Origin of the sequence: Parapedobacter composti, assembly GCF_900112315.1 — a bacterium.
In the GTDB taxonomy this organism is placed as follows: Bacteria; Bacteroidota; Bacteroidia; order Sphingobacteriales; family Sphingobacteriaceae; genus Parapedobacter; species Parapedobacter composti.
The window spans coordinates 166,457-186,959 of the sequence record NZ_FOLL01000007.1 but is presented as its reverse complement, the minus strand read 5'-3'; the positions used below and the strand labels follow the sequence as shown (position 1 = coordinate 186,959).

Below are 20,503 nucleotides of genomic sequence, written 5' to 3'. Positions count from 1 at the left end.
CACAACATAAGACAATGAAGCTATTTTTGGGCAGTACACTGCTGGCTGTTGTTATGGTCGGCTGCGCAGGCGGGGGAACGATAGACCGGAAGGAGGTTGTTACCCGCCACAACATCGTGAACACACATATCGACTCCCTGGAGTCGCTGACCGTGGGCAACGGTGCCTTCGCCTTTACGGTAGACGTGACCGGATTGCAGACCTTTCCGGACCGCTACGCCAAGGGAGTGGCGCTGGGTACACAGGCCGAGTGGGGATGGAACCGCTTCGCCGATACCGTGGGCTACCGCTTTGAGGAAACGCTGAAGACCTATGATTTCAACGGTGACGGACATGAAGCGACCTATAGCGTGCAATGGAAAGAGCCCGGCCGCAACCAGGATGCGGCAAATTGGTTCCGCAAAAATCCCCACCGCCTCCAACTGGGTAATGTGGGCTTCGATATTTACCTGAAGGACGGCTCGCTGGCGGGGCCGGAAGCGATAAAAGCTATCCGGCAGGAGCTTAACCTGTGGACGGGCGAAATTAACAGCCGCTTCGCGGTGGAAGGTACCCCCGTGGAGGTGGTTACCGTGGGACATCAGGAAGACGACCTGATAGCTGTGCGGATTGCTTCGCCATTGATTGCGGAGGGGCGCCTGAAGGTACGCCTGCGCTACCCTTATCCCACCGCGGAGTTTCTGGATGAAGGCAATTACTATGCGCATCCTGACCGGCATAAGACGGCTATCGAACAGCAGGACGGCAGTGGGGCTGTCATCGCGCACGTGTTGGAGGGGATAACCTACCGGACGCTGCTGAGGTGGACTGTCGGCGAGGTGGCGGCGGCAGATACGCCGCATTACTACCAGGTAACCCCGGCGGCAGATACCGATGTGTTTGAGCTGAGCGTACAGTTCAGCCCCGAAGCCGGCGACGCCTCGGGCATCGCCAGCTTCGCCGCCACGGCAGCCAGCAGTGCAGCCGGGTGGAAGGCGTTCTGGTCGCGCGGCGCAGCCATTGACTTCGCCGGAAGCACCGACCCGCGGGCGCATGAGCTGGAGCGGCGCGTAGTGCTCTCCCAATACCTGACCAAGGTGCAATGCGCCGGTGCATATCCACCGCAGGAAACCGGACTGACGTTCAACAGCTGGTTCGGTAAGCCCCACCTGGAGATGCATTGGTGGCATGCCGTACACTTTGCGCTCTGGGGACGGCCCGATTTAATGGAGAAAAGCCTTGGCTGGTATGCGGATATCGCCGATAAGGCGCGGGCATTGGCCAAGCGCCAGGGATACGAGGGGGTACGCTGGCCGAAAATGGTTGACCACGAAGGGCAGGAGTCGCCTTCTTCGGTGGCTGCATTCCTGATTTGGCAGCAGCCGCACTTCATCTACCTGGCCGAACTGGCTTACCGCCATGAGCAGGACCCAGCCGTGATAGAAAAATACAAAGACCTGGTGTTCGCCACGGCGGAGTTCATGGCCGATTTCCCGACCTACGATGCGGAAAATGACCGCTATAACCTCGGAAAGGGGCTGATTCCGGCACAGGAAGTTTTTCCGGCCGTGGAAACTTTTAACCCGACGTACGAGCTGGCTTACTGGGATTGGGCCTTGCGCGTGGCACAGCGGTGGCGCGAACGGGCCGGGCTGCCCAGGGAGGAGAAATGGGACGAGGTAATCGACAAGCTCGCGCCGCTGCCGCAGCAGGACGGTGTGTATCTCGCCACGGAAAGCGCGCCGGACTCCTACACGAATGAACGTTGGCGCACGGATCATCCCATCGTGCTGGGAGCATTGGGCATGGTGCCCGAATCAGCCAAGCTCGACAAGGCGGTGATGGCGGCCACCCTGGAAAAGGTCTGGGACACCTGGTTCTGGGAACATACCTGGGGGTGGGACTTCCCGATGACCGCCATGAACGCCGCCCGGCTGGGGTTGCCTGATAAAGCGCTGGATGCATTATTCATGGATATCCAAACCAATACGTACCTGAAAAACGGGCATAATTACCAAGACGGCCGGTTACGGATATACCTGCCGGGAAATGGTGGCTTGCTGACCACCGTGGCCATGATGGCCGCCGGATGGGACGGCAGTGAGGGTGAACTGCCGGGATTTCCTGCAGACGGATCCTGGACGGTAAAGGCCGAAGGATTTAAGCCGATGCCCTGATAGCACGACCGCACTAACTAACCGACACCCTGCCAATGGGCGTAGCTCTCTGGCCGGAAGCGCATCCTGTACTGTCCTGCAATCGTTGCCGGTATCGATTGCGTAATTTTTTAGGGGGATCGGATGGTGATTGCTATAGCAAATACAGTAAAATTGCACCAATACCGCACGGGCAGTTGTAGTGGCTAACCGTCATACAGCCAGATGCGGGCAATTAAACCAAGTATAAAACTATAGTAATCACATTATGAGGTATTATGTACTGTTGATTTTTACGCTGCTGATTGCCAGCCATAAAAGCTACGGGCAGGGTGTGGTGAGCGGCACGGTGATCGATCAGGCCACACAACGAGGGATTGCCGGTGTAAACGTGTCAGTGAAGGAGACGGGGGTGACCGCACAAACCGACGACGCGGGCCGATACCGACTCCAACTTCCACAGGGCCGTTCGGAAGTTACCCTGGTATTCCGCTACATGGGCTATAGAGCCCAGGAGAAAACTGCTGCGGAGGGACAGACGGTAGATGTTGCTTTGGAGGTAGAAGAGAGCCTGCTGGAAGAGGCCGTGGCCATCGGCTACTCCACGGTGAGCCGGCGTGATCTAACGAGCGCTGTTTCGTCAGTTAACGCCAGACAACTGAAAGACATCCCGTTGAGCTCGGCAGCCGAAGCCATCACCGGCCGGTTGGCCGGGGTAAGGGTGGTGACCACGGAAGGCGCCCCAGGAGCAGAAGTCCAGATCCGCGTGCGCGGAGGCGGCTCCATTACCCAAGACAATTCGCCGCTCTATATCGTCGACGGCATTCAGGTCGAAAATGCATTATCTATCCTGTCGCCGCAGGAAATAGAATCGATAGACGTATTGAAGGATGCAGCGTCTACGGCTATTTACGGGGCACGTGGTGCAAACGGGGTGGTGATCATTACGACCAAAGGGGGGATGGACATGAAAACCCAGGTAACTTACAATGGGTTCGGTGGGGTAAGAACCATCACCAACCGACTGAATGTCATGCAACCTTACGACTACGTGAGGTATCAGTATCAGGCCTATAACCTGAATACCGATGAACAAACCCGTAATGCCTTCCGCGACCGCTATGGCCGTTGGGAAGACCTGGAACTGTACCGGGATATGCCGTTCGTGGACTGGCAGGACGCCGTGTTCGGGCGGCACGCGCGTAACCAGTCCCATATCGTGGGATTAGTGGGCGGCACGGATAAAACATCGTTCAACTTCAACCTGAACCACACCGACGAAGAAGGGATTATGCTTAATTCCGGATTCCAGCGCACATTGGCTTCACTGAAGTTTACCCATAAAGCGAGCAACCGCCTGGATATTGGATTTAACGCGCGGTACAGCAAGCAACAGGTAGACGGTGTGGGTACTTCCAGCACCGGTACGCAAAGCAGCAACCGGCTACGCAACGCGGTGCGGTTTATGCCTTTCATAGCGCCGGGGATGGAAGCGATTGTAGATGAGTTCGATCCGGAGTTCGCCAACCAGACGAACTTGGTTAACCCCGTAGTGCTGGCTAACGACGAAATACGTAACCAGTACCGCGACGACATCATCTTCAATGGTAATGCACGTTTCAAGCTTACGGACGAACTGATTGCCAGCAGTAATTTTGGTATTCATCATACCGTACGGAAAGATAACCGGTTTGCAGGTGTGTCTACTGGCGTGGCCCGCCAGAACAACAACCAGCCCGTGGTCAATTTGGGCAACGGTGAATCGTTTGCGTTGACTAACTCAAATACATTAACTTATCGTAAGAAATTCGGCGAGCACCGTGTTCAAGCGATGCTTGGACATGAAATCTACCAAATCCAAAACAAGAATCAGGCGATGGAGGTGAAGTGGCTTCCGGTAGACATTTCGCCAAAAGAAGCATTTGCGGGAATTCAGAAAGCCATACCGGGCGACGGCATGATCCAGACGCCCCCTTCGACCAACTGGTCTGAACACCGGCTTTTCTCCCTTTTCGGACAGTTTAATTACAGCTATGGCGACCGGTATATGGCCACAGTGACATTGCGGCGTGATGGCTCTTCGCTGTTTGCAAAAGAAAACCGGAACGCGTTCTTTCCGTCGATGGCTGTTGCCTGGCGCGCCTCCGAAGAATCGTTTATGGAAGGTACCCGCGACTGGCTGTCTGACCTGAAACTGCGGCTAAGCTACGGCGCTGTAGGCAACAACCGTATTGGTATCGACCTGTACAAGACCATGTTCGGCGTACATAACAATTATTCGTACGCCTATGGGGAGAGCATCACACCGGGATTTGCCCCGTTGTCGTTGGCGAACAGTGATTTGCGGTGGGAAACCACGATATCCCGGAACGTGGGCTTAGACTTTGCCGTGCTGAACGGCCGGATCAGCGGTTCGGTTGATCTCTATCAAAACAGCACTAAAGACCTGCTGCTCCAGGCTCGGGTTCCGGCTACCAGCGGCTATGCCACGCAGCTTAAAAACATCGGAGAAACAGAAAACAGGGGGCTTGAAATCCAATTGGCCGGAACGGTGGTACAGAGCCGGAATTTCACCTACCAAAGTCAATTCAATATTTCGTTCAACCGGAATAAGATCGTAAGTCTCGGATTGGACTCCGAGGGACGGCCGTTGGCCTCTTATCTTGAGCGTGCAGGTTGGGTGAGCAGCCAATTTGAAGACTTCATCGTGCAGGTCGGCAGCCCCATCGGTCAGTTCTATGGTTATGTAACAGACGGGTTTTATACCTTGGACGATTTCGACTATAACCCGAACAACCAGACCTATACGCTGAAAGCGGGAGTGCCGAGCACACGCAACGTAGCATTGGGCAACCGCGACCCGCAACCCGGTGATTTGAAACTGAAAAAGCTGAGCGATGACGGCGAACAGATGATTAATGCGACCGACCGGACGATACTGGGTAATGCGCAGCCGAAATTCATCGGCGGAATGAACCATCAATTTGCCTACAAAAACTTCGACCTCAGTATTTTCCTGAACTGGTCTGTGGGCAACAAGGTGTATAATGCCAATAAGATAGAGTTTACTACCCAATACCTGTATCGGGATAATAATATGCTGACGACAATGAACGACCGCTGGCGCTGGTTTGATGATAACGGTGTGCGGGTAACCGACCCCGAAACACTTGCTGCCATGAACGCGAACACGACGATGTGGACGCCGCCCGGTGGACCTTACTTCTTGCATTCCTATGCGATAGAGGATGGATCGTTCCTACGCATCAGTAACCTGACCCTGGGTTATTCGTTGCCGCATGACATCCTGCGCCGTACCCGGGTGTTTTCCAATGTACGGATATACGCGACGGTAAATAACCTGTGGACCATAACCGGTTACAGCGGTTACGATCCGGAAGCAAACACCCGGCGGAACAATCCGCTGACGCCGGCGGTAGACTATGCCGCTTATCCGAGGAGCAGATACATGTTAGCAGGGATTAATGTAACATTTTAACCACATCACGTCATGAAAAAGCATGTTTTAACTCGCCATATTTCTTCCATTGCGCTAGCAGCGACCGTTTTGATAGCCATGCCGTCCTGTGAAAAGTACCTCGACGTGGAAAATCCGTCGAATCTTTCGCAAGACGCAGTATTCAATAGTGTATCCTATACGGGGTCTGCAATTACCGGTATCTATAACCGGTTGATGGGTGACGACGGATACGGCAGCCGCCTATCCATTATCTATCCGCAGTCGGCCGATGACTTTAAAACATCCGGAAGCTATAACCCGCTGGACCGCCGCGGCATCAGCGAATATGGGGTGGCTCCCCAGAATACCGAACTCAACAACCCGTTCCGCCAGTTGTATGAGGGCATCGAGCGGGCCAACATCTGTATCAAATATATTCCGTTGTCTGACCCGTATAACTCGGGTACACCTGCCGACCAGGCACAGATGCGTAAGTATCTGGGGGAGGCCCTGACGTTAAGGGCTTGGTTTTTCCATGAGTTGATCCGTAACTGGGGCGATGTGCCAGCCTCATTTGAACCTGCGGCCGATGTGCCTGATCTCTATCTTACAAAAACGGACAGGGATGTTATATACGACCGGGTATTGGACGACCTGGCTCAGGCTATCGAGCTGATTCCTTGGCGGTCGGAAAGTAACGACCCGCCAACGCGTATCACCAAAGCGGCAGCCAAGGGAATCCGGGCGCGCATAGCGCTCGCACGGGGAGGTTACTCCTTACGCCGGGAGACACGGCAGATGGAGCGCAGGGCCGATTACCTTACCTATTACGAGATAGCCCGGAAGGAATGTTTAGACATCATCGAGCAGGGCGAAAACCAGTTGAATCCGGATTTTGAAAACGTGTTTAAATCCCTGCATGGGCAACCGAGCCTTGATGCCACGAGGGAGGTGATTTTTAAGGTGGGAGCCTTTGGCGGGAACGCCCGGACAGACAGTAAGCTGGGCTATGGCAACGGCCTGCGGCAAAACACCAACTCCCGCTATGGATATGCCAATGGCGGGGTGAGGGCGATACCAACGTATTTCTATGAATTTGGCGTCGGTGATACGCGCCGTGATGTGACGCTGGGATTATTTGAACTGGATGCCAATGATAATAAACCCATACAGCAGGCGACGAACCTTACCGATGCGAAATACCGCAAGTATTGGACGAATATCCACGATCAGTCGCAAAGTTTGGGCATCGACTGGCCATTCCTGAGGTATTCGGATATTCTCTTGCTTTTTGCCGAAGCCGACAATGAACTGAACGGCGGTCCTTCTACCGAGGCCGCGGATGCGTTACGCGCCGTTCGGATGCGCGCATATGGTGGCGATGAAAGCCTGATCGGTAGCATACCGGGAGACAAGGAAGGGTTTTTCAATGCCATTGTCAAAGAACGGTTGCTCGAGTTCGGCGGCGAGGGCATCCGTAAATATGACCTTTTGCGCTGGAATTTGCTTGAAACCGTGCTGAACAGCACCCGCGAGAAACTCCGCCAGTTCAAAGATGGCGAAGGAAGCTACGCGGCCGTGCCCCAATATATTTATTACAGGTTGGGGGCGTTCCAAAACGTGGGGGCGACTGCAGAGGTGGCCGATATTGAATTTTATGGCGGTACGATAAACGACGTTTATTACCAACCGGATCCGTCATCGGCCCCTGAAGGATACACCCGGGTTAACTGGCGCCAGGCGGTGAACAGCGGTTATATTTATGGGGTGGATGACAATGGAAACCCGTCCGGAAGCGGCTATGCTATCCACTTTACCCGGGGGCAGAGTGAACTGCTGCCCATTTACAGTGAAATTGTGTCGGAAAACTACCGACTTGATCAGGATTACGGCTATCCTAACTAATTTGATTAGCTATGAAACAGTTGAAAATAACGAAACCGGTCGGCCGCATATTCATTGCCTTGATAATGTTGGCCGCCTGTAAACAACAGGACGACTTGTTCAAGGAATTCAGACCCGATCGCATGTTTATGCCGGCCGGAGACATCAGCGCCGAGAGCGGGGAAACACAGGTAACACTTACCTGGAAGGAAGCACTAAATACAAGTGCAAGCCCCACCTATACGGTAGAAATATCGAAGGACACGCTCTTCGAAAGCGGTGCGCTGCTCACCTTGCAGACCGATACCACAGGTATCGTGTTGACAGATGAGCAACTGGAAGTGCGAGAAAAGTATTTTGCCCGGGTGCGTACCAACGAAACGGCCGGTATACCGGCGTCCAGCTGGCTGCATAGCAATGGGTTCACCATCCGCGGCAAGCAACTCTTCATCGCCATCAATGAGCAAACAGACCTGAAGGACACACAGGTGATCCTGAAATGGCGGTACGATGAAACCGTCACCCGGTTAGTGATCACGGAGTTTGAGGCGGGTTCCGAAACCGGACGTGAGGTACAGCGCGTAGATTTGGACGCAGAGACCATTGAAAATGCGACAATTACCGTAGAAAATCTGACACCCCAAACGCGCTATGTAGCGCTGTTACTGGCAGGAAACGTGCAGGTGGGATCCCTCGCGTTTACCACCAAAGAACCCAGCAATTTTACGGTTGAGATAACACCTGAAGATGATCTGAAAGCCATCTTAGAAGCAGCGGCCGATCAGGATGCCATCGGGCTGCATCCAGGCACTTACACGGCCACCGAAGAAATCATCATACTGATGAAGAAGCAGGTGACCATCGGTGCGGTATCAGGCAATCCCGCGGAAACCATTTTGCAGCTTCGGGGCTTTGAACTGCGGGGAGATGGGGCCGGTATCCGTTTGGAAGACCTGACGCTTGATATGCTGGCCGTAGCAGACACCTACCTGATTGACCTCAAGGGCGAAACCTCCGATAACAGCCCTACCCAGTTCAGCTCCATCACCATACGGGGCTGCGTGATGCAGCGCATCGGGCGCGCGCTGGTGCGCGGAAGCCGGGCCGGAAATCGTGACCACCAAGTTGATTTCATTCGCGTGGAAAACAGTATCCTGCAGGATAACGATACTGATTATGCACTATTTGAAATCCAGAAGCTGGGCATGAACCGGTTGGAGATCGTGAACTCCACCATCAACCGGGTGAGCAAAAGCATTGTGCGGTATGACGTTAATATCGGAACGCCCGCTGCTTCCATCCTGTTTGACCAGGTGACCGTCAACGCCTTCGGGAACGACGGCCGCCGTCCGTTAGTCGACGTGAACACCCCGGCCGACATTGTGGTGCGGAATAGCGTGCTTGCCAACACCAAATGGGCTTCCGTTCGGTATCCGACACCTACGGTGCATAACGATCTGCTGCGTGCAGGAAACGGCGCCACGGCCCGGTTTGAATACGTGAACCTGCATAACCTGATGAACAGCGCCGAACCGCCGGCGGAGCTCAACATCCCCTCGGCTGTGGTACAACAGGGCGTAATCCGCGAAACGCTGCCGTGGGATCACGCGACGAACGATTTTTCGTTCCCCGCCGGTTCGCCGTTGCTGACGGCCAGCAGTTCGGCAGGGCCGATAGGCGACCCGAGGTGGAATCCATAGAACGTAGAAAAATGAAGGTAGCAATTAGAAAGAATCGCGTATGGACCATGACGCTTATCGTCATCGTACTGATTGCCTGCAAAAAAGGCGGCACCATTGGCGGTGAAGATGACGGGGACCCCGAAGGGCCGGATCCTGTAGTGGAAGAAGCGCTGGCTTTTCCGGGGGCCGAAGGGTTCGGGCGCGATGCCACGGGCGGCCGGGGCGGCAAGGTGCTGTTCGTTACCAAGCTTACGGACGACGGCACGCCGGGGACGCTGCGGCACGCCATCAACCAGAGCGGGGCACGGTACATCCTGTTTAAGGTGGCCGGCAATATCGCGCTGACATCACCCTTGCGGATACGCAACGGTGATGTCACCATCGCGGGACAGACCGCACCGGGCGATGGCATCTGCATACAACATTATCCCGTGATTATTCAAGCCGATAATGTGATTATCCGGTTCATGCGCTTCCGCATGGGCGACAGGGGAGAAGCCGAAGGCGACGCCCTAGAAGCACGCGGTCATAAACACATCATTGTAGACCATTGCTCGATGAGCTGGTCGACCGATGAATGCGTGTCTATGTACAACAACGAGTATACAACATTGCAGTGGTGCATCATTTCCGAAAGCCTGCGCAACTCGGTGCATGAAAAAGGCGCACACGGCTACGGCGGCATCTGGGGCGGTCGCTATGCATCCTTTCACCATAACCTGCTGGCGCATCACGATAGCCGGAACCCGCGTCTGGGCGAAACGGCTGGCAGCGCGTTTGCGCTGACCAATCTGACGGATATCCGCAACAATGTGGTATACAATTGGGACGGCAACAGCATGTATGGCGGTGAAGCAATGAACGTGAACATCGTCAATAATTACTACAAACCGGGCCCCGCCACCCGCAGCAGCCGTGCAGAGCGGATTATATCGATAGACAAAAACAATAACGAAGGAACGGAAGTGTATGGCATCTGGGGTAAATTCTACATCGATGGAAACCATGTGGACGGAAGCGCCCGTGCCACGGCCGATAACTGGACGCATGGTGTATATAACCAGTTCCACAGCCGGTATGTGCCGGTGAGTGAGTCGGACAAGGCGGTGATGCGGAGGGCCGAACCGCATGTGCATCACCTGGGGCCGCATAATGGGGTGGAAACGCAGGCCGCAACCGCCGCTTACGAGGCGGTGCTCAGCCACGCAGGAGCCAGCTTGAAGCGCGATGCGCTGGATGTTCGCGTGGTTGACGATGTGCGCCGCGGCGTGTATACCCATGAAGGATCACGCGGAAGCACCAACGGCATCATTGACTCGCAGGACGACGTGGGCGGCTGGCCTATCCTACGAGCGGGCGAATACCCTCCAAACCAGTCGGGAGACGGCATCGCGGACGATTGGAAGCGCGCTAAGGGGCTCGATCCAGCCAAGTTTCAGGCCAACGGGCGCGACCTGAGTACAGCATACGATAACCTGGAGGTTTATATCAACAGTTTGGTAGAGGAAGTGATGAAGCGGTGAAGGGAACAGGATGCCGACACGTATATTGGGTGGGACAATGAAAAAGCTCATATTTTTTATTGCTTGTTGCTGTGGACCGCTGGTCTGCTCCGTGGCCAAAGAGAAAAGATACATCATGCTGGATATGCTGGACAGCCTGTATCAGGTTAAACATTACACACTCAGTGCGCAGGAGCTCTACGGCGTGGATGAAACCATCAAGCTGTACAACGTTTTTGGCGAGGGGCTTATCCTGTTTTCTATGCTACCTAATTTTTACGGCGATGCAAATTGGAGTGAGGTGAATATCGATACTATCCGTGAGGAGCTTTTTGATGAGCATGGTTTCCGCCGGACCATGAGTGCAAGGCTCATGTCAGGAAACAGCGGCGATAAGAAAACACTGCGCTTTGGTCTGATAAAGTCCGATAACGGCAGGCACTATAAAAGCACCCATTGCTTAACCGAATTTTTCCATTTGGTAAGCTATTCTTCCATATTCAATTCGCCGTACGGAACGGTGAATACCGGACAGTCGCCATTGACCATCCGGGAGATGGCAGCGCTGTACCAGGACGAACCCGGTTTTGGCAAGCCCGGACAACGGTGGTTTCCGCTCGATGTGAGGCTCCCCTGGACGTATCTCCCCGAATGGTGGCTTCTTCAGCGGGAGTATTTGTCTGAGGTGTTTGAATGGCAGGGGGAGAAGGCCTACCGGTTCTGGACGTTCACCGACTGGCGGAACCACGATGGCCTCAACATCCACCGGGGCATAGACCGGTTTGTCTATATGCCCGGCAAGGGGATAGTAGGGGGCTCCTACGATTTTTATTTTCTGTTTGAGGAAAATTGGGGATTTATCGATAAAGGAAGGGCGAGACACAACAAAACGAAAGAGCAGCTATGGGAGAATATCCTGGACGAAAAGGTCATGCTGGCCACGGAAGGTTTTTGAAGGTTATTTTTCTTGCACTGACCTTGGCGGTAGGGTGCTTCGTTGCGCACCTATCTGCACAACCACAGGCGGTTATCCAGCAGTTTGTGGTGGCGCAGGATGGCACGGGCGACTTTGCCTCCATACAGGAAGCTGTAAATGCGGTGCGCGACCATTCGCAGGCCCGGGCAACCATCATCGTGAAGAACGGCGTGTACCGCGAAAAACTGGTCATCCCTTCGTGGAAGAAAAATATCCATATCAAGGGACAAGATCGCGGAAAAACGGTGATTACAAACGGTGATTTCTCGGGCGAGGTCTTTAACACCTATACGTCCTATACGGTTCTGGTGCAGGCGGACGATTGCATACTGGAAAACCTGACCGTGCAGAATACCGCCGGACCGGTGGGGCAGGCCGTGGCGCTGCACATCGAGGGCGACCGCTGTGAGGTGGTGGACTGTGATATTCTGGGGCATCAGGATACGTTATATGCCGCAAAAGGCCGCCAGTATTACCGGAATTGCCTGATTGAGGGTACCACAGATTTTATTTTCGGAGAGGCTACGGCGGTATTCAGCCGATGCACCGTGCGCAGCCTGCGCAACTCATACATCACGGCGGCATCGACGGCGGAACATCAGGCGTTCGGCTTTGTTTTCCTGAACTGCCGGCTGGTGGCGGCCGAAGGGATGGACCGGGTGTTCCTCGGCCGGCCGTGGCGGCCGTTTGCCCAGACCGTTTTTATCCATTGCGAACTGGGGCCGCATATCGCCAAAGCGGGCTGGGATCCGTGGAAGGGGGATGCGTTTTTCCCCGATAAGGAAAAGACGGTGTTTTATGCCGAATATGGTAGCTGGGGCGAGGGGGCCAGCCCGGAAACGCGGGTGAGCTGGGCAAGGCAGCTGGCCGATGCAGAAGTTTGGCGTTATGCATTGGACACGGTGTTTGCCGGCTGGCGCCCTTCGGCGGTGGTGCAGCGCACGGACGGGCTGACCGGCGTACGTGACACCGGCTTTACGCCGGAGCGGGAGCTGGCCCGGCTGGCCGAAGTGTATCCGCAGATCCGCCTGGCGCGGGCGGGGCGGGCGGGCACACGGGTGATGCGCGACGTGCCGTACCGCCATATTGAGGGTACGGTGCTCACGGCGGATATTTATCCGGCGCAGGGAGGCGGGAAGGAAGCCCCCGCGGTACTGCTACTCTTCGGCGGTGGCTGGCAGAGCGGCAATAAGGCGCAGCTGGCACCGTTGGCGGAGGGCCTGGCGGAGGCCGGCTATACCGCTGTGGCCATTGACTACCGCTTGTCTACGCATGCACTTTACCCTGCGGCGGTGTGCGACGTGAAGGCGGCGCTGGGCTGGATGCGCCACCGGGCGGACAGCCTGAGCATCAACCCTGAAAAAGTTGCGGTGCTGGGTTTTTCTGCAGGGGGGCAACTCGCGGCACTGGCGGGAACGACGGCCGGAAATCCCGTGTTTACGGAGCATTGCAGTGAGGTAGGGGACGACCGCGTGCAGGCTATCATCGATATCGATGGCATCCTGGCTTTCGTTCACCCGGAGTCAGGCGAAGGCAACGACACCAAGTCCACGTCGTCTGCAACCCGCTGGTTCGGTTATTCCAAGTTTGAGCGGCCCGATCTGTGGCGGCAGGCATCGGCACTTACCTACGTCTCGGCCGAGACACCGCCAACGCTGTTCGTCAACAGCTCGGTGGACCGCATGCACGCGGGGCGGGACGACTTCAACCGGGTGCTGGATAGCCACGGTATCTACCATGAAACGAAGGTGTTTGCGGATGCCCCGCATGCGTTCTGCTTTTTCGAACCTTGGTTTACGCCGACGCTCAATGCGATTACGGGGTTTCTGGACCGTGTACTTTAGTCCATTTCCGGTAACGATTGAGCACTTTATCGCCCCATCCGCCATACCATGAGTAGCCCACCCGCCGTTCGTTTTCCACTTGGTCGAGCCGTTTGCGGGGGCGGCCATCCCGGCCGGCGAACAGGGGACGCTGCTTTTTTAGATCGTAGAACCGTGCCCAGATGACTTCGCCGGGGGCTTCGACCAATACGCGGTCTTTCTTGGTGGGTTGCTCCGGCGCTTCGACGATTTTGGTGGTGTATCCTTCGATATCGTGTTCCGTAAACCAGCGTACGCCGCTGTGGACGGCTTGTTTTACCGCTTCGCTGGGTTGTTCCAGCGCCATCAGGAACATCAGGATGTTGGCCGATTCCGACGTCGCCAGGGAGGGAAGCTCATAGGCCCGCGCCGTGGCGGGCTTTAGCGTATCCTTGTCGTATTGGGCAGCCCAAATGGTTTTTCGCTTTTTGATGACCACTTGCGTGGCGAGGATATTCTGCACGCCCCGGTCAACGGCATGCTGGGCTTTTTTGCGGTAATCCGTGTCGAACACATCGCCATGGATGCCGTCGGCGATGGCCTTCAGCAGGTTCAGCACGTTGATGATGGCATCGTCATTATAGGTAATCTGCGAGCGGTACAGGCGGGCGTCTGGATAGTATTGGGGCCACCCCCCGCCGGGGTACTGGGCCTCCAGCAGGTAATCAACCCCGCGCCTGGCGGCATCGGCGTACCGGGCGTTGCCGGTTTTCTGATAGGCATCCAATAGATAGGTGATTTCCTTGGATGTGGCACCATTGTCAATGGTGGCATCACGGGCGTCCTTTTGCTCCCCGGCCAGCCGGAGCGCGGCGTCATCAAACGGCTTGCGGTAATCTGCAGCTTTGCCGTTGAATGTTTTTGACCAGCCGCCGTACGAGCGCTGGAGCACCAGCATCCGTTCAGCTATGCTGTCTGTTGCCGGTGGCTGGGCCGCTGCGGTGCCTATCGCCGCAGCAAGTACGGTTATGATGTGCCAAAGGTGGCGCGTAAGTACGTTGTTTGTTGTAGCCATTGTATGTTTATGGTAATAACGGGGTTACTCGGAACCAATCCACGTCCATCCATCCAGCATCGTTTATCGTGGTTGTGCGGGTGCTGAAGAGGCCGACCTTGGCGCCTATCCAATGCCCTTCAACGGCTTGGAATGGCTTCCCGGCTTCACGGTATGTGGTGCCGTCCGTGCTGTAATAAAAGCGGCACAGGCCACCTTCTTCCACGGATACACGCAGATACAACGAACCGTTTTCTAACCGGGTAATCACTTGCTCGTTTTCCGGCTTGCCTTGGTGCGCTCCATTGGCGATGCCTTGTACCAGCGAGAGGCCGTCGGGGTCTTTCTGCAGTGCGAGGGCGGCGTAACTGCGACCCATGACGACCAGTCCGGCGCGCTCACCCAGTACCTTATCGGGATGGGGTGCGAACTCGACTTTCGCCGTGGCTGTGAATGCCGGTGCGGGGAACTTCTGCATCAGCACATTGGGGGTTTCATAGAGGTTGCGGCTATCTTCGGGAATTTGCTGGGCGTACAGGCGCAACACGCCTTTTTCCGGATAGCAGAATGCCCAGGTGGCCTGGGGGTTGGCCTGCCACTGCCATTGCAGCCCCATGCGTATGCCATTGAACTCGTCGTTCTCGGCAGGTGTGGCCACCGGATAGGTATTGCCTACGTCCGGTTTCCGGTGGGTGAGCACGGGTTCGCCGCGGCCCGTTCCTTCGCGGTCGGTGCCGATGACCGGCCAGCCGTCGCTCCGCCATTCCATGGGCTGCAGGTGGGTGACCCGTCCGTATACACCTTTGTCCTGGAAATGGATAAACCAGTGTTCGCCCGTGGGCGTATCTACCCAGCCTCCCTGGTGGGGGCCATTGATGGCGGTACTGCCCTGGTGCATCACCATGCGGCGTTCGTAAGGCCCGTAGATCTGCTTGGCGCGCAGCACGGTCTGCCAGCCGGTGGCGACGCCCCCGCCGGGTGCAAAGATGTAGTAATATCCTTGATGTTTGTAGAATTTCGGTCCTTCTATCGTCGGATCCAGTTCATGGCCGTCATAAATGATTGTCCCTTCGTCCAGCGTGCGGGTAGCCTCGGCATCCATACGCTTGATGGCGATGACACTCTTGATGCCTGACCGGCTTCCGGCATAGGCGTATGCGATGTAGGCCTGCCCGTCGTCGTCCCACAGGGGGCATACGTCAATGATGCCCTTGACGCTTTCCAGCAGCACCGGCGGCTCCCATTCGCCCTGCGGGTCTTTGGTCTTTACGCGGTATATGCCGAAATCCGGGTCGCCCCAGAAAATGTAATATTCGCCGTTGTGGTAACGGATGGATGGTGCCCATACACCGTTGCCATGCTGGGTCTTGCTGAAATGGTCGTACGGCGGCTGGCGCCGCAGCGCATGGCCCACGAGCGTCCAGTTGACCAGATCATGGGAGTGCAGGATAGGCAGGCCGGGGACGGCATCAAAGCTGGAAGCGGTCATGTAATAATCGCGCCCTACCCGAACCACATCGGGGTCGGAATAATCGGCATGCAGAATGGGGTTTTTATAGGTGCCATCGCCGCGGTCGGCTACCCACACCGCAGACGGCTGCTGGTCTGCTGGGGCCTGGGCATAGACATGCGTTCTGCAACAAAGGGCGATAAGCCCTGCGGTGATCATCAGTTTATTCATTACGCCAAGCGTTATTGGTTTGTCAATTAGCACATTGATGCAAGAATAAGGAGTTCCATCGGAAATCGGAAGGAATTGGTGGCCGAATAAATATGGAAACGATACCGGTATCGTTTGCGTAGATTTATCCCCGATCAATGCTTTTGGATAAGCCTGAATGCACTTATAATTGTAGATGAGTAGGCGCAGCGGATAAGCCGCGCCTTGCACCAATTAGTTGAATCTATTACGTTGCGATGTCCTACTGGAAATGTTTCTACCTTGTTTTTTTATTTATTCCATTGGGGTTGGACGCAGGCGTGCAGACTACCGAATGGGTGATAGCGCAGGACGGTACGGGTGACTTCCGCTCGGTGCAGGAAGCGCTGATGGCGGTGCCGGATATGCGCCGTCAGCGCACGGTTATCCGTATCCGGCCGGGGGTATACCGCGAAAAGTTGGTGCTGCCGTCTTCGAAAACCAATGTTTCCCTGATAGGAGAAGACGCCAAGGCTACGGTATTGACCTATGATGATTACGCCGACCGGAAGAACCGGTTCGGCGAAGCGATGGGTACGTCAGGTTCGGCTTCTTTCTTTGTTTTTGGCGACGGCTTCTATGCCGAAAATATCACCTTTGAGAACAGCGCCGGACCTGTTGGCCAGGCAGTGGCGGTGCGGGTGAGCGCCGACCGGGTTTATTTCCGGAACTGCCGTTTTTTGGGGCATCAGGATACGCTCTATCCCGAACGGGCAGGGAGCCGGCAATATTATGAAAACTGTTACATCGAGGGGACGACCGACTTTATTTTCGGGGCGGCAACGGCTTATTTTGAGGCTTGCACGATTCATAGTAAATCAGGAGGATCATACATCACAGCCGCTTCGACCCCAGATACAGCCCGTTTTGGCTTTGTCTTCCGGAACTGCCGGCTCACCGCAGACAACGATGTGAAAACGGCATATCTCGGCCGGCCGTGGCGGCCTTATGCGAAGACGGCATTCGTCTGGTGCGAGCTTGGAGGGCACATCCATCCGGCAGGATGGCACAACTGGGGAAGGGAAATCAATGAAGTCACCGCTGAATATGTAGAGCACGGCAACACCGGTGCGGGCGCAGCAGTGACTGACCGGGTGCGTTGGATGAGTAGGCCAGATACCGGGCAGGCCGATGTGTATGCCGCTGAACATGTATTGCGCGGGTGGGTGCCCGTAGCGGTGCACCGAGGAGAGAAATAACCAATTCAACAATATGATATCTATGAGGAAGCTTTGTCTAATTACGTTTGCGCTTTGCCAAGCCCTTTGGGTTTTTGGGCAGACGAAGTCAATAAAAGGAACCGTGCGCGATGCCGCGGGGGAACCTCTTGGCGGGGTAAGTATACGGGTTGCCGGAGGAACGCAGGGAACCAGCACTGCAGAGAACGGAACGTTTACCCTGGCTGTTCCGGCGTCGGAAGGCGTGGTTTTGGAAGTTAGGTACCTGGGATTTAAAGCGCAGGAGGTGCCGCTGGGCGATCAGCAGGTGCTGGACATTGTGCTGGAGGGCGAAGAAGCGGCCATGCTGGACGAGGCGGTGGCCGTGGGGTATGGTACGGTGCGCAAGGGCGACCTGACTGGTGCGGTTGGCTCTGTGGGCTCTGAAACCTTGCTGGCACGCGGTACCACCTCGCCGATGGCGGCCTTGCAGGGGGCTGTGGCGGGGGTAGACATCAGTAATACGTCCACGCGTCCGGGGGGCGGATTCAATATCCAGATCCGGGGGCAGAATTCAATACAGGGAGGTACGCCGCTTTACGTGGTGGACGGTGTGGTTACCGATAATATCGACTTCCTTAATCCCGCGGATATCGAGCAGATGGACGTGCTTAAAGACGCTTCTTCGACGGCTATCTACGGTTCACGCGGATCCAACGGCGTGATTATCGTAAAAACGAAAGGCGCGGGGGCGCCCGGTGCACTGCGCACCACGGTGACATATGATGGATTTTATGGCGTAAGGACGCTTGCGCGTATTCCTGACTTCATGGACGGAAGGGAATGGGTGGATTTCCGGACGTCGGCGTTTTACGAATACCGGGACGGCCGGTATGTGCTGCCTAACCCCAATGTGATTTTGCAGCAAAGTCCGTTGCTGGAAAGGCGCCTGTATGAGGAACGCTACGAGGACTGGCTGGCGCTCGGTACCCAAAGCGGACAGCAGCAGAATCACTACATCGGTATAGGCGGAAGCACGGAAAAACTGTCTTACAACCTTGGGGTGGGCTATCAGAACGAAGAAGGTAATTTTATCAACGAGAACCTGAATCGTTACAACGTCAAACTGTCGGTGGAACACCGGGTTTCAGACCGGTTTTCTGCCGGTGCCAGTGTAAATATGGTTCACGGGATTGTCAACTCGGGAAGTGAGTTTGGATACCGTGATATTCTGCGGATGCCGCCTATTCTGTACGCGTATGATGATAATGGGAACCTAATTGCCCAGCCGGGCATTGCGGCAGCTATACAGGGAATTGGAAACTTTACCAGCTCACCGAATCCGCTGAACGAAATCAACAGTGGTACAGAAGAAATCAGGCGGTTTGATGTGCTGGGCAATATCTTCGCTGAACTGCGGCCACTGGATGGCCTGAGTATCCGGAGTACGTTTTACCCGCGCTTGAACCGTACGCGTACGGGCGCGTACTATGGCGTGGTGCCCGGCCAGCGGAACCAAGACCAGGCACGCCAGACCAATGGTGAAGATTTTGAGTGGACGTGGGACAATGTGGTTAACTATTCCAGAACATTTAACAGTGCGCATAACCTGAATGTTTCGTTGATACAGAGTGCCTATAAGACGAGATTCGAAGGTATCCGTATGGGATCGAATAACTTGCCTTACCCATCCTGGTGGTATAACATCGCTGCGGGCGAAACCATTAAGGACGCCATGGGAACCAGCTATTCCGAATCAGCGTTGCTGTCTTTTGCGGCGCGTGCCAATTACGATTTCAGGGGCAAATACCTGCTGACAGCCACCATCCGGTACGACGGCAGTTCCCTGCTGAGGGACAAGTGGTCGGCTTTCCCTTCGGCGGCTGTGGCATGGCGGATATCAGAAGAGGATTTCATGCAAGGAAGTTTGGTGTCTGATTTAAAGGTGAGGGGCAGTATCGGCTACTCCGGGAATAACAACATCGAACCGTTTACGGCTCAACTGGCCCCGGCAACCAACCAGATTGTCTGGTATGATTTCGGACACGACCCGGTCTCCGGGTTTATGCCCGGCAGGCCGGTAAACCCGGTATTGACGTGGGAACGGACACGCGAACTGAATTTCGGCCTGGATTTTGGCCTGCTCAATGGGCGGATTTCCGGCACCGTGGATGTGTACGATAAACTTTCCGACAAATTACTGATGGACCGCTCGTTGGCCATTGAATCGGGCGTGCCTTCGATGACAGATAACATTGGCTCCGTAAACAACCGGGGAGTGGAAGTCGGACTGAATACCGTGAACATACGTAAAGACCAATTTGAATGGACAACCGGAGTGGTATTTGCCCATAACAAAAACGCCATCCGTACCTTGTATGGGAAACGCGAGGATGTACCGGGCCAGGCACGTTTCATCGGGCACCCCATCAACGTTATTTATGATTACCGTATTATCGGTATCTGGCGGATGGATCAGGCGGCGGAAGCTGCGGAATGGGGCCAGCAGCCTGGGCAGGCAATCGCACAGGATGTTGACGGTAACGGAGCCATTACGGGCGACGACCGTGTTATTTTAGGAAGTGTGGATCCGGATTGGACCGGTAGTATCACTTCCAATATCCGGTTTAAAAACTGGGATTTTTCATTCAACCTTTATGCCCGCCAGGGAAGCTTTGTGGCTGACCGTTTCCTGGAAGAGTTCGGCCCGCATAATAACCAACGTGGCCGACCGAAAATCAACTTTGATTATTATATACCACCCAATGTGACGCGGTATGACTGGACCACCTGGGGAACCAGCGCTGACGGAAATCCGCAGGCGACATGGGGAACCAGCGGCGAAGGAAACGAAAATGCCAGGTATCCGCACTATATAAACAGGGGACCGTTCTATGGTAACAACGGGATGTATACGGATGCATCTTTCGTGAAACTGCGAAATATCATTCTGGGTTACTCGTTGCCTGACGCCCTCATCAGTAAGTGGGGATTGTCACAGCTGCGGGTATATGCGAATGTACTGAATCCGTTTGTTTTTACCAAGTATCCGGGATGGGATCCAGAATATGCCACCACGGCGTTGGCTGAAGGAAACGGGCCCAGCAATGTGACTTATCAGTTCGGGCTTAATGTGAGATTTTAAATTTAGG

Annotated in this window: 11 protein-coding genes; 9 read left to right on the top strand and 2 right to left on the bottom strand. The window is 55.3% G+C overall.

Annotated features, from left to right (window positions below; translation table 11 throughout):
- The first annotated feature begins 14 nt into the window (after positions 1 to 14).
- From BM030_RS09770 to BM030_RS09740, 7 genes are all read left to right on the top strand, one after another.
- Positions 15 to 2,156 carry a hypothetical protein gene (locus BM030_RS09770; protein ID WP_211657567.1) on the top strand — a complete coding sequence of 714 codons (2,142 nt, stop codon included), beginning with the start codon at positions 15 to 17 and terminating at the stop codon, positions 2,154 to 2,156.
- A 247-nt stretch (positions 2,157 to 2,403) separates the two neighbouring features.
- Positions 2,404 to 5,634: a SusC/RagA family TonB-linked outer membrane protein gene (locus BM030_RS09765; protein WP_090973403.1), complete on the top strand. Its 3,231-nt coding sequence runs from the start codon at positions 2,404 to 2,406 to the stop codon at positions 5,632 to 5,634.
- Positions 5,635 to 5,646: 12 nt separating this feature from the next.
- Complete coding sequence (locus BM030_RS09760) at positions 5,647 to 7,500, top strand: RagB/SusD family nutrient uptake outer membrane protein (RefSeq protein ID WP_090973402.1); 1,854 nt, start codon at positions 5,647 to 5,649, stop codon at positions 7,498 to 7,500.
- Positions 7,501 to 7,511: 11 nt separating this feature from the next.
- Positions 7,512 to 9,179 carry a SusE domain-containing protein gene (locus BM030_RS09755; RefSeq protein ID WP_090973401.1) on the top strand — a complete coding sequence of 556 codons (1,668 nt, stop codon included), beginning with the start codon at positions 7,512 to 7,514 and terminating at the stop codon, positions 9,177 to 9,179.
- A complete protein-coding gene (locus BM030_RS09750) occupies positions 9,077 to 10,684 on the top strand; it encodes a pectate lyase family protein (RefSeq protein ID WP_244518820.1) in 1,608 nt (535 codons plus the stop codon). The genes BM030_RS09755 and BM030_RS09750 overlap by 103 nt, the downstream gene beginning before the upstream one ends.
- A 37-nt stretch (positions 10,685 to 10,721) precedes the next feature.
- Entirely contained in the window at positions 10,722 to 11,618 is an 897-nt protein-coding gene (locus BM030_RS09745) for a hypothetical protein (protein ID WP_139215868.1), read from the top strand.
- On the top strand, positions 11,567 to 13,483 hold the full coding sequence (locus tag BM030_RS09740) for a pectinesterase family protein (protein ID WP_090973398.1): 1,917 nt from the start codon (positions 11,567 to 11,569) through the stop codon (positions 13,481 to 13,483). The genes BM030_RS09745 and BM030_RS09740 overlap by 52 nt, the downstream gene beginning before the upstream one ends.
- Here BM030_RS09740 and pelA read toward each other — a convergent pair.
- Both pelA and BM030_RS09730 read right to left on the bottom strand, forming a co-directional pair.
- Positions 13,455 to 14,516: a pectate lyase gene (pelA, locus tag BM030_RS09735; RefSeq protein WP_090973397.1), complete on the bottom strand. Its 1,062-nt coding sequence runs from the start codon at positions 14,514 to 14,516 to the stop codon at positions 13,455 to 13,457. The genes BM030_RS09740 and pelA overlap by 29 nt on opposite strands.
- Before the next feature lie 7 nt (positions 14,517 to 14,523).
- Positions 14,524 to 16,176 carry a glycoside hydrolase family 43 protein gene (locus BM030_RS09730; protein ID WP_090973424.1) on the bottom strand — a complete coding sequence of 551 codons (1,653 nt, stop codon included), beginning with the start codon at positions 16,174 to 16,176 and terminating at the stop codon, positions 14,524 to 14,526.
- A gap of 236 nt (positions 16,177 to 16,412) precedes the next feature.
- Between BM030_RS09730 and BM030_RS09725 the strand changes: the two genes are divergently transcribed.
- Both BM030_RS09725 and BM030_RS09720 read left to right on the top strand, forming a co-directional pair.
- Complete coding sequence (locus BM030_RS09725; RefSeq protein ID WP_090973396.1) at positions 16,413 to 17,393, top strand: pectinesterase family protein; 981 nt, start codon at positions 16,413 to 16,415, stop codon at positions 17,391 to 17,393.
- A 22-nt stretch (positions 17,394 to 17,415) separates the two neighbouring features.
- On the top strand, positions 17,416 to 20,496 hold the full coding sequence (locus BM030_RS09720) for a SusC/RagA family TonB-linked outer membrane protein (RefSeq protein ID WP_170845691.1): 3,081 nt from the start codon (positions 17,416 to 17,418) through the stop codon (positions 20,494 to 20,496).
- The last annotated feature ends 7 nt before the right edge of the window (positions 20,497 to 20,503 follow it).